The sequence below is a fragment of the Acinetobacter sp. LT1 genome (genome assembly GCF_059800965.1).
In genome coordinates, this window is the sequence record NZ_JBBAXE010000029.1 from 1 (window position 1) to 9,183 (window position 9,183).

Annotated in this window: 12 protein-coding genes; 5 read left to right on the top strand and 7 right to left on the bottom strand. The window is 34.7% G+C overall.

The genetic code is table 11. The features are described from left to right. Nucleotides 1-545 precede the first annotated feature (545 nt). Nucleotides 546-1,706: a MobA/MobL family protein gene (locus WBW42_RS18620; RefSeq protein ID WP_000179382.1), complete on the bottom strand. Its 1,161-nt coding sequence runs from the start codon at nt 1,704-1,706 to the stop codon at nt 546-548. 306 nt (nt 1,707-2,012) lie between these two features. Here WBW42_RS18620 and WBW42_RS18625 point away from each other — a divergent pair, with 306 nt between their 5' ends. Both WBW42_RS18625 and WBW42_RS18630 read left to right on the top strand, forming a co-directional pair. After that, a complete protein-coding gene (locus WBW42_RS18625; RefSeq protein WP_000191151.1) occupies nt 2,013-2,789 on the top strand; it encodes a hypothetical protein in 777 nt (258 codons plus the stop codon). 224 nt (nt 2,790-3,013) lie between these two features. Then, on the top strand, nt 3,014-4,213 hold the full coding sequence (locus WBW42_RS18630) for a hypothetical protein (RefSeq protein WP_002072939.1): 1,200 nt from the start codon (nt 3,014-3,016) through the stop codon (nt 4,211-4,213). Between the two features lie 72 nt (nt 4,214-4,285). On the opposite strand, the gene WBW42_RS18635 is transcribed toward WBW42_RS18630, so the two are convergent. Further along, the gene (locus tag WBW42_RS18635) at nt 4,286-4,528 is read right to left on the bottom strand and encodes a hypothetical protein (protein ID WP_001015364.1); all 243 of its coding nucleotides are present in this window, start codon (nt 4,526-4,528) and stop codon (nt 4,286-4,288) included. A gap of 148 nt (nt 4,529-4,676) precedes the next feature. Between WBW42_RS18635 and WBW42_RS18640 the strand changes: the two genes are divergently transcribed. The 3 genes from WBW42_RS18640 (at nt 4,677) to WBW42_RS18650 (ending at nt 5,654) form a co-directional block, all read left to right on the top strand. Continuing rightward, nucleotides 4,677-4,901, top strand: a complete 225-nt coding sequence (locus WBW42_RS18640) for a helix-turn-helix domain-containing protein (RefSeq protein ID WP_002072934.1) — start codon at nt 4,677-4,679, stop codon at nt 4,899-4,901. A 203-nt stretch (nt 4,902-5,104) separates the two neighbouring features. Next, complete coding sequence (locus tag WBW42_RS18645; protein WP_005140357.1) at nt 5,105-5,380, top strand: type II toxin-antitoxin system RelB/DinJ family antitoxin; 276 nt, start codon at nt 5,105-5,107, stop codon at nt 5,378-5,380. Continuing rightward, entirely contained in the window at nt 5,364-5,654 is a 291-nt protein-coding gene (locus WBW42_RS18650; RefSeq protein WP_000176412.1) for a type II toxin-antitoxin system YafQ family toxin, read from the top strand. Before WBW42_RS18645 ends, WBW42_RS18650 begins: the two co-directional genes overlap by 17 nt. Before the next feature lie 47 nt (nt 5,655-5,701). On the opposite strand, the gene WBW42_RS18655 is transcribed toward WBW42_RS18650, so the two are convergent. The 5 genes from WBW42_RS18655 to repM all read right to left on the bottom strand — a co-directional run bounded on the left by WBW42_RS18655 (nt 5,702) and on the right by repM (nt 9,118). After that, nucleotides 5,702-5,848, bottom strand: a complete 147-nt coding sequence (locus WBW42_RS18655) for a hypothetical protein (RefSeq protein WP_000192351.1) — start codon at nt 5,846-5,848, stop codon at nt 5,702-5,704. Then, nucleotides 5,845-6,366, bottom strand: coding sequence for a hypothetical protein (locus WBW42_RS18660; RefSeq protein ID WP_000999915.1), 522 nt, complete (start codon nt 6,364-6,366; stop codon nt 5,845-5,847). Before WBW42_RS18660 ends, WBW42_RS18655 begins: the two co-directional genes overlap by 4 nt. A gap of 524 nt (nt 6,367-6,890) precedes the next feature. Next, entirely contained in the window at nt 6,891-7,208 is a 318-nt protein-coding gene (locus WBW42_RS18665; RefSeq protein ID WP_005065053.1) for a hypothetical protein, read from the bottom strand. A gap of 350 nt (nt 7,209-7,558) precedes the next feature. After that, nucleotides 7,559-8,125, bottom strand: coding sequence for a plasmid replication DNA-binding protein (locus WBW42_RS18670; RefSeq protein WP_000858429.1), 567 nt, complete (start codon nt 8,123-8,125; stop codon nt 7,559-7,561). 63 nt (nt 8,126-8,188) lie between these two features. Next, complete coding sequence (gene repM, locus WBW42_RS18675) at nt 8,189-9,118, bottom strand: replication initiation protein RepM (RefSeq protein ID WP_000200914.1); 930 nt, start codon at nt 9,116-9,118, stop codon at nt 8,189-8,191. Nucleotides 9,119-9,183: the final 65 nt, after the last annotated feature.

Below are 9,183 nucleotides of genomic sequence, written 5' to 3' on the forward strand. Positions count from 1 at the left end.
CAAAACCATTGATTTTTCTAATATATGACAAATATATACTTGTCATAGTTAGTAGTCAATCCGTCATAGTTAAGTAGTCAATCCGTCATAGTTAGTAGTCAATCCGTCATAGTTAGTAGTCAATCCGTCATATTTAAACGTTGAAACCTTTGCTATATAAGGCACAGAGACGACTGAAAAGATTTAAAAGATTTAAAATATATTAAAAAGGAAAGAATGAAAAATTGCCCTATGTTTTCGCTACGCTCAAACTCTATTGAACTTCGCTTACGCTCAGTTCGAAGGGGCAATTTTTGGGTTAATCTCGTGATAACTTCAAAAAAGCAAAAGCAACTCGGAATTCGCTTCGCTCATAAGTTTTTTATACTCGCTTCGCTCGACCTAGATGCAAATTAAATCTGTTCGCACCCTCCGGGATGCTCTGTATCTCAGTCTCAGCAGCAAAGGGGAGTTTGTAATCAGGGAAAAAGCATGGCGAAAATTTTAATTGGGTCTGTTCGCTCGTAGACACTCGCTCTGTAAGGCCTGAATAAAGCCAGATAATTTTAAAAACCAGGACCACCGTAATCATAATCATCAGATTTTGGCTTTGGCTGTTCGGGTTGAGGGGGCTTATTTTGCATGGGTAATGGATAATTTGGCTGGGAATGGACTTCAAACTCAAAGCGTGGCGTTGAGTTATGTTCTGAATCTCTCAATTTTCGATTCATGTTATTCAGGTTCCAGCCTTCTTGGTGCAGTATAGGCTCTTGAATTTTGATAATTTCACTAAAATCTTTTTCCAGTTTTTCCTTATTTTTCGCATTTTTGATTAAGTAATTCAGGTAATACATCACTTCCAATGATGAAAATGGATGGTTTTCAGCACTATAAAAATATTCATGTTGTTGATCTAATTGCTTTTGGCGTTCTTCGAGTTCTCGTTCTTGCTGGTTGTGTTCTCGGATTTTTTGGATTTGAGCGAGATATTCCGCTGTCGCATTTTGTTGGCCAACGCCTAGTTTTGGCTCTGGAAGGTATAGCGTGCTGTGGATCTCGTTATATTTTTCATAGCTGTCTGCTGAAACCTGATTTTTGATGGTGATGTCTTGGCCATCCAGTGTGTAGGTGACGGTCGGGCAGTGCTGTGCAAGGGCATCATTCAAATGATTTTCCCATTGTTTTCGGATATAGATCAAAAAAGTGGAATAGTTTTCATGGCCATCTTGAAGTTGGATTTTTTTAGCACCGCCTTTGGCTGGATCTTGAGGGTTATAGCGTTTGAAGTACTGTTCTGCGCTGCGTTCAATGCCGTCATCCGCTTTTAGCGAGAACATCAGGTGACAATGAGGCTGATCTTCGCCACTGATGCGTGATTTTACGTTGTGTATGGCGTATGAGTGAGGATATTGCTGTGGGACTATGTGTTTGTCTAAAAACGTCTCTATGAGCGTTTTACGCTGTTCTGGCGTGAACTCGTTGGGGAGGGCAATTTCATACTCCATGTAGGCCTTGGCATTGGCTCGTTCATGACTATCGGCTGCCTGCCAAAACTCAATCGGATCTTTGACAAAGGCGGGCATGCAACGTCCAGGTTCAATATGTTCTATGGTTTCATTGCTTGTTTTTCGAATGCCTTCATATTGCATCAGCCGGGAAATATAGAGGTAGTGGCCGGTCGCATAGCCTTTATTTTTGCTTTTTACACTGAAATGGTAGCTGGCCATGTTCACCTCTGGTGGCTTGGGGACCGGTTTTTATGCAGTGAAACGGAATGAAAACCGTCCGGATTTTGAAATGCCTGAATGGCTGAGAAATCCGGTTAAAGGGGGTCAAGGGGGAATCGCCCCATTGCGTACTAGTTTCTTCGATTAGAAGAAACTGTCAAGTGCGAATTATTTAAATTAAAAATAAAATTTCTTTTCAAGAAATTTTATTTTTAATTTAAATAATTATTTTCAGACTGCCCGATTTAAATATGGTAAAACCATATTTAAATCGGTAGCAGTTCTGAAAATTAGGCGGCAGATGATATGACCCAAGAAAAAGCAAAAAAGCGTGGTAGACCAGCTCAACTTTTACAAATGGCAGAGTTACACGCTTTCGTTGAGTTCCTGTTAGAAAAAGATCCTCGCTCTGAACTGCAAAATCAGGTTATTGCTGCACTACAAGCTGAAGACTTTAATTTTGAAATGTTGTCAGAAGCTCAGCAGATTCTGGTGAAAGAAGCGTTAAAACCGTACCGTGAGCATTTGAAACTTCAGTTGTTGTTTGATGAGTTGGTGATAACTCCAGGAAGGACTGAGTATGAAGAAAAATTCCTGGAGCTGTACCAAGATTATAAAAAAGATGATCTAGATCCGGCTGAAATGAATATCCTGAAAACGATGTGTACGCGTTATCTGAATTTTAAAGCGCAAAAGCTTGAATACAGTGACTTGGAGCTGTATTTGAGTCAGATCCAGAAAAAGTATGCCGGGAAAAAGCGAAAGGCTGAAAATCAACGTAAGTTTGAAGTGGGTGGTGGGGTTTTAAGTCTTTATAAAGTAAAAGATGATGAAAATTTAGACAGTAAAAAGTTTCTAAAAAGAATCGAAATTGACCGTTTTCTTGCCGGGAAATTTCGTCAATCTCAACTTTATAAAAAGGTTTGGGCACTAGAGCGACCAAATACAGAAAAGTATCAGCTACTTTTTGAGGTTCTCCATCAGCTGTCTGGATATAGCCTAAAAGGGCAGACTTTAACGCTTCTCGATTTAGTGATTATAAATGCTCAAAAAAAGATAAAAAGTAGGTCTGAAAAAGAATGAATTTTTTGACTGTCCGCTTTTTAGCTGACTTTTCTATTTTGGCAATTGTAAATTTATGCGAAATTTATTATTTTAAAAATAAGGTCGCCTACCGTACTTACGCATGAGTAGAAAAGGGATAAAAAACCATAGGTTTAATTTTTAAAGCCATATCTAAAATCTAATTTTCTTAAGTATCAACTCGTTTGGTTCTTAGCATTTAAACATGCGTTGCTAGAAGTCTTATGACACCAAAGATTCTTTGTATAAAGAGTTTAGAGTTGGAAGTAGAGAAAATTATGTCTATTCAAGAATTCGCATTTCAATTATCTAAAAAAATTCAGGAACAGCATTCTGTAAAGATTAGCCGTTCACATATTTATGAATTAATTGCTTTAGATCAGGACTATAGGACCTATAGCTCTTTTGTTGCTCAAAATCTTTTACTTGATGCTCAATATGATGATTCTGAAGAGTATTATCAGCACGAATTGGTTGATGCTCTAACTCTAGAAATATTGGAAAATCCGCCTGAAACAGATTATCTAAATTATAGTGAAGATGATCTTCATTGGGATGATTATGAAGGTAATGTTCTATTGGAGCAGATTAGAAAAATTATTATAAGACTTAAGGTTTTACTTAAGTTAGATGCCTCAGAAGAGTTTTATTTGTCGATTTCTAAAACAGTCTATCGAGAACTTTTATGGCTTAATTTAGAAGTTATTAACTTCAATGCTGTAAGAGAGGAATTAAGTTATATCAATTTTGAAAATGGTAAGGTGGATGACCTAGAACTTGGAGGTGATTATTTCGAGTTTTCAAAAATTGGGGCTATTTTTGAGAAGATTTTATCTTATGCGCAAGATCGTGAGAATGCTGATGCTTATGCTCTACTCGGGGCCTACTATCGTTATTTAGCAAATCAGATAGCCCCTTATGGTCGACATGGCTCAAATTTTGGAAGTCGTTGGGACAATAATAAACAAAAATATATCAATTCTGATGAGACTAAGAAAAATAAAGAAAAGTATGAAGAATACATAAAGCAAGCGGAACACTTTGAATCTTATATTAAAAATTCACCTATGAATCTTCATGAAATTAATTTGGATGCAGACAAGGAAACAGTTTACAACCAGATTCTGTACTTGTGTAATCGAGGTGATACGAGTGCTATTGAATACTTCCTGTATGAAGAAATTTTCAAAAATCATGGAGAAGCATGGTTATACATCTACTTAGCTCAAATGTGTGGAGTTGATTTCACGCAGGATGATTTTAGAGACTACAATGCTTATACAGGTGAGGATTATGATGACTATGGACCTATTGAAATCGCAGGTCGTGAGGCAATTCAATATGCTATAGATTTATCAGAACTGGATGTTGATAAAGATAATTTAGCTAGGAAGATTGCTGCAGAGTTATTTGAGAAAATTTAATTCATAGTCTTATAAAAAAGAGAATTTGAAATCTGTATTTGACTCATAAAATACAGATTTCATTATCATCGTTTAACATCCTGGGATAAGTTGTAGAAAGGCTTCTCTAACTTCAGAAAATTCGGCTTGAGGATGATCTTGTAAAAAATATTCGATCCAAATGAATGTTGCCTCATGGCCGTCATAGGAAGGATTTACATCCAGATAAAAAGCCAATCGTGCTGTTATACAAAGTTCAAGATCGTTAATTAATGCCAATCCAATCTTTTTTGCTTGAGAAGAAATAAGAAGCTTGGGTTGTACGAAATGGTTCATAAAAACAAGTCCTATCAAAAGAGTAAAATTGCTTGATAAGACCATTTAAACACATAAATAATGTGTTAAACACATTATTTATGTGTTTAAATGTAAATAAATGATCTGTGCTATACTTTTCCATCAGAACAATTCTGCTTTTAAAACTATGCCTTACGAAGAATTTCAAAGACTTATAGGTAAGTCTGGCCTTTCTATTAAAGAATTTGCAGCGCTTTTAGATATGAACGCAAATTCAATTACCAACTATAAAAAGAACGGTAAAGTGCCCACTACGATTGCAGTAATTGCAGTCGTAATTTCAGATATGAAGGATGATGGTCTGGACTTTTATCCAATTTTTGAGAAAGTTCGAGCTTATAGTGATCAATAGAGTATTTGATGTGAACCCAATTAAAGATTTAATTGGATCCTAGCACGTGCTGCTGCATTTCGTAGATGAGATTTTATGTTAAGTTAGTTGTTGTGTAGCACATGTGTGCTACAATGGCTTTAGCCAAATCAATGAACTGACTACTGAACTGACTACTGAACTGACTACTGAACTGACTACTGAACTGACTACTGGATAAACATATGAATACTTTGGCAAAAAAAGATGAGTATGTACGTGCTAGGGTTCCAAATGAATTAAAGGTTCAAGCGGAGCGAATTCTAAAAGAAGTGGGTTTAAATACTACAGATGCTATTCGCTTATTATTAACGCAAGTAGTAAATCGAGGTGGATTTCCTTTAGAGTTAAGAACCCCTAACCGTACAACAATTGAGGCTATGAACTCTGTTGCAGAACCTAAAAAATTTAGTTCTGCTCAGGAATTGTTTACGGATTTAGAAGATGACACTGACGATTAGGTACAAGAAACAATTTAAAAAAGATTTTAAACGGGTAAGCTCAAACCCAAAGCTTAAGAAAGGACTCTTAATTTTGAAGGATCTTATTGATGAGCATTTGGTAAAAACAGGGACTGTTCCAGATGAGTATTTACCTCATCCTTTGATTGGTGAGTGGAAACCCCATATGGAATGCCATATTTTACCTGATTTATTATTAATTTGGGATGTGGATGAAGATAATAATGAGCTAATACTTGCTCGGATTGGATCTCATTCTGAACTTTTTGGATAAGTAAAAAGCCCGATATATTCGGGCTTTTTGTTGTCAATAATTAGAGATTATTTTTTATTACTTTTTGGAACTTCAGCTTTAATTTTTTCATCTAAACCATATCTAACAGGAGGAGGTGGAACTTCTGATTTGATATCTTTGTGAGGTTGTTGATTAGCTGGGTTGGTACTTGTATTGGAATTTTTTTGGGTCATTTTAGATACTTAAAAATCAAATAGATAATAACTAATATAACAAACATTATTGCTGATAAATAGATGTTGCTTAAAGACTTCTTTAAAAGTAAAACTTTTTGGTCATTAGATTCTATGTATGTATCTATAACAGTTTCATGATCCTTAATGATTCTTTCATAAAAATCTATTTCTTCTCTATTTTTATAATATTTCCAAAACCCTTGATGTTGAAGGTGAGCTGTTTTTTTTAAATTAAAAACTTTAAAAAGGAAGTTCCAAGACATGCACAAGAAGCAGAATGTTGTAAGTGACAATAAACTTAGAATAGTAATCTCGGAAGAACAAAAAATACTAATTTTATTATGATCTAAAAGGATATTAACTATAATTAGAAATCCTGTAATCACAGTAGATACTGTCGTAAATAACTTAGATACTTTGTCATCTAATTTATAAAATCGATCTCGCTCTCTTTCTAGTACTTTCTGTAGATACTCAAGAATTACCTTATGATTACGATCATCAGAGTCATTCATACTCAATCCCCTTTATTTCAAATAACAAAATTTATTTAATTTAAATTTTAACAATAAAAAATCCCGACATCATGTCGGGATTTTTCGGTGTGGAGCGCCTAGGTAGGGCTGACTACCTGATGGTCATGGTGCCTGACTGATTATTATTGTTATTATTGTTGTTTTAAGTCATTGAACATCTTGTTCATATAGATTGATCATAAGGACTTCATCGGGGGATAGATACAGACAATTTCGTAAAACGCTGTAAGCCAAAACGTACAAAAAATAATCAAAATTTATCCCAATGGTTATCCGCATAAATTGTGGATTCTTTTGGGTAAAAAAGGCTTAAAAACTCTATGGAATTGCTATTTTTGATCATTATTTAACCAATTTTATTGGCAAGAAGTATCAACCTTGCTCAAAAAAAATCCGCTTTGGAAACAAAGCGGATTTTTGCGGTAGTTTCGGGTTATGTAAAATAGCTAAGTACATGATTTTATTTAACTTATAAAAGACGATTTCGGATAACGCCCATTATGTTAAATGGAATGTTTATGAGAAATTAATAGTCTATTTTTGTTTGAGATTGAAGTATATTTAAAAAAGTTAAGTTGTTTTTTTAAATGCATAACTTCATCTTTTAGTTTTTTGATTTGTTGCTCTCTTTCGTCCTGTATAGGGTAAGTAAGTTCACCAAATTTTCTAACTAACTGACTGTATTCAATCAATTTATTGTAGTCAAGTTCGAAATCTCCGCTTTTTATATATTTAAGTATAGTCGAGCGAGGTTTTTTATACGCTATAGCAGCATCACTGATCGAAAATTTTTTTAAAAAATGATGATTTTCACCTAGCATACTATTTCACTTAAGGCATTATTAATTTCGTATATATATGTTAATAAAATTAACACATACAAGATATAAATCTTTAATCATTATTGGTTAATAATCGAACGTTTACTTTACACATGCCCTACTCTGATAATTTTTCTATTATTAAATCAATATGCTTTTAAAAATTTATATTATTAACATAATACACCTTATACGAAATGTGTCATAATTTACCTTGAAATTCATATACTTATTTCAAAGTTTATAGCCCGAACATCCCTGTACGGGCTTTTTTTTGTGATCTTTCACGTAATATGGCTATTCTTTAATCAAATCCTTACAACTTTGATTAGCTCAGTTGAATAGTACCCTTAGCCATTCGGCAAGAAAAACCGGCTTAACCACCCTCTTTTCGGCTGCTCCGGTTCAACCGGCTCCGGCACCGGAATACGCTTATTTTCCGTTTTTTCCGGAGTAGTCAATCCGTCATGTTTGTCGTTATCTACATTCAATGTAGGTTCTACTTGAGATGGACTAGATTGCACTGAAGATTGATCTGAAGTTGGTGTGGGATGAACCTGAGTTGGCTTCATTTCAATTAGGGTAAGTAATGTATCAATACGAGAATTTGCTTTAGCTTCGCGATCTTCTGCTTTTTCTAACTGTTTCTTTAGAAAATCGATCTGATTCTTTAGTTCAATAACTGTATTGTCTGTGTATTCAGGTGTATTTATAGTTTGTGTTGGAGACGTATCAGTGTGTTTTGAGTGTTTTCCACTAAAAGGTTCACCATAAACGCGGAGTAACTCAGAGAAGTCGATAGAGCCATCATGATCACGACTTAACACCCCATTTTTTATATCTTTATAAAGTGTAGCACGAGATTTCTTATACAGTGTGGCTGCATCACTAACACTGTATTTTGTACTTGTTTTCATAGTGTATTGCTGTGTATTTAGGATACGTATTGAAGAATACAATAAGTGTATTCTTCAATACACTCAAGCTTTAAACCCTAAGTTCTTTAAGTGTGGCAAAAACTGCTGTTGTTGGTGAGGGTTTCTAAGCATATCCTTAATTTTAGCAGCTAAAATCTCATAACTTTCACCTTCTGAGGCTAAATGGGAAAGCTCATGTAAACGTGATAATTGATTCCCGAATAGATTAATTTGAGCATCAGATAGCTGATAAAAATCTTTCGAGGTATGTGTTATGGATTTAGATTTTTCTTTAAAAGAAAAGATAATATGAGTGACTTTACGCCCTGTTTTTTTCTGCTCATAAGTGACTTTTAAAGGGCTATATTCATTGATTTGGTCTATAGCAGTGTCAATTACTCGTTTCTTGAAATCAGCGAATAATGGGTACTTTTTACCGAGTTCTAACATTGTCCGTAAACTCTCAACAGAAATTTCACGCTTACCTATTTGCCGATATTGAACCAGTAGCTCATAAATACGAATACCGTATCCACTATTGATCCCAGCAATGTCTGATAAGGCATATTTGGTGAATTCTCTACTTAGATTGGAAATGAATGGCAGAATGGGTTTTGAAAAACGGATTCCAATGACACTTTGACTATCTAAAAATTGGATTTCTTGCACCCATCTCATTTTTATAGATTTATCATCAATACTGAGGTTAATAGACCTCTCATAGAGTCTATTAATACCTTCCTTTAAATCTCTGTATGCAGTTTTCTCATGTACGCCCAATTGTTTTAATTCATCGACGCTAACAGGGTATAACTCATCATCTGTAATAGGCTGATTTTTGGGAATCCGTGAAATGGCAGCTAAGACAATTCGTTGCTCTACGGCACTTAATTGATACGATGCTTCTATTACTTGATTTGATTTTACAACGTGATTTTTATTCAAAACAAAACCATTGATTTTTCTAATATATGACAAATATATACTTGTCATAGTTAGTAGTCAATCCGTCATAGTTAAGTAGTCAATCCGTCATAGTTAGTAGTCAATCCGTCATA

Excerpts from the sequence above, each read along its gene's own strand:
- WBW42_RS18620 (WP_000179382.1), bottom strand. The coding sequence starts at position 1,706 with ATGGCCAGCTACCATTTCAGTGTAAAAAGCAAAAATAAAGGCTATGCG.
- WBW42_RS18625 (WP_000191151.1), top strand. The coding sequence starts at position 2,013 with ATGACCCAAGAAAAAGCAAAAAAGCGTGGTAGACCAGCTCAACTTTTA.
- WBW42_RS18630 (WP_002072939.1), top strand. The coding sequence starts at position 3,014 with ATGACACCAAAGATTCTTTGTATAAAGAGTTTAGAGTTGGAAGTAGAG.
- WBW42_RS18635 (WP_001015364.1), bottom strand. The coding sequence starts at position 4,528 with ATGAACCATTTCGTACAACCCAAGCTTCTTATTTCTTCTCAAGCAAAA.
- WBW42_RS18640 (WP_002072934.1), top strand. The coding sequence starts at position 4,677 with ATGCCTTACGAAGAATTTCAAAGACTTATAGGTAAGTCTGGCCTTTCT.
- WBW42_RS18645 (WP_005140357.1), top strand. The coding sequence starts at position 5,105 with ATGAATACTTTGGCAAAAAAAGATGAGTATGTACGTGCTAGGGTTCCA.
- WBW42_RS18650 (WP_000176412.1), top strand. The coding sequence starts at position 5,364 with ATGACACTGACGATTAGGTACAAGAAACAATTTAAAAAAGATTTTAAA.
- WBW42_RS18655 (WP_000192351.1), bottom strand. The coding sequence starts at position 5,848 with ATGACCCAAAAAAATTCCAATACAAGTACCAACCCAGCTAATCAACAA.
- WBW42_RS18660 (WP_000999915.1), bottom strand. The coding sequence starts at position 6,366 with ATGAATGACTCTGATGATCGTAATCATAAGGTAATTCTTGAGTATCTA.
- WBW42_RS18665 (WP_005065053.1), bottom strand. The coding sequence starts at position 7,208 with ATGCTAGGTGAAAATCATCATTTTTTAAAAAAATTTTCGATCAGTGAT.
- WBW42_RS18670 (WP_000858429.1), bottom strand. The coding sequence starts at position 8,125 with ATGAAAACAAGTACAAAATACAGTGTTAGTGATGCAGCCACACTGTAT.
- repM (WP_000200914.1), bottom strand. The coding sequence starts at position 9,118 with ATGACAAGTATATATTTGTCATATATTAGAAAAATCAATGGTTTTGTT.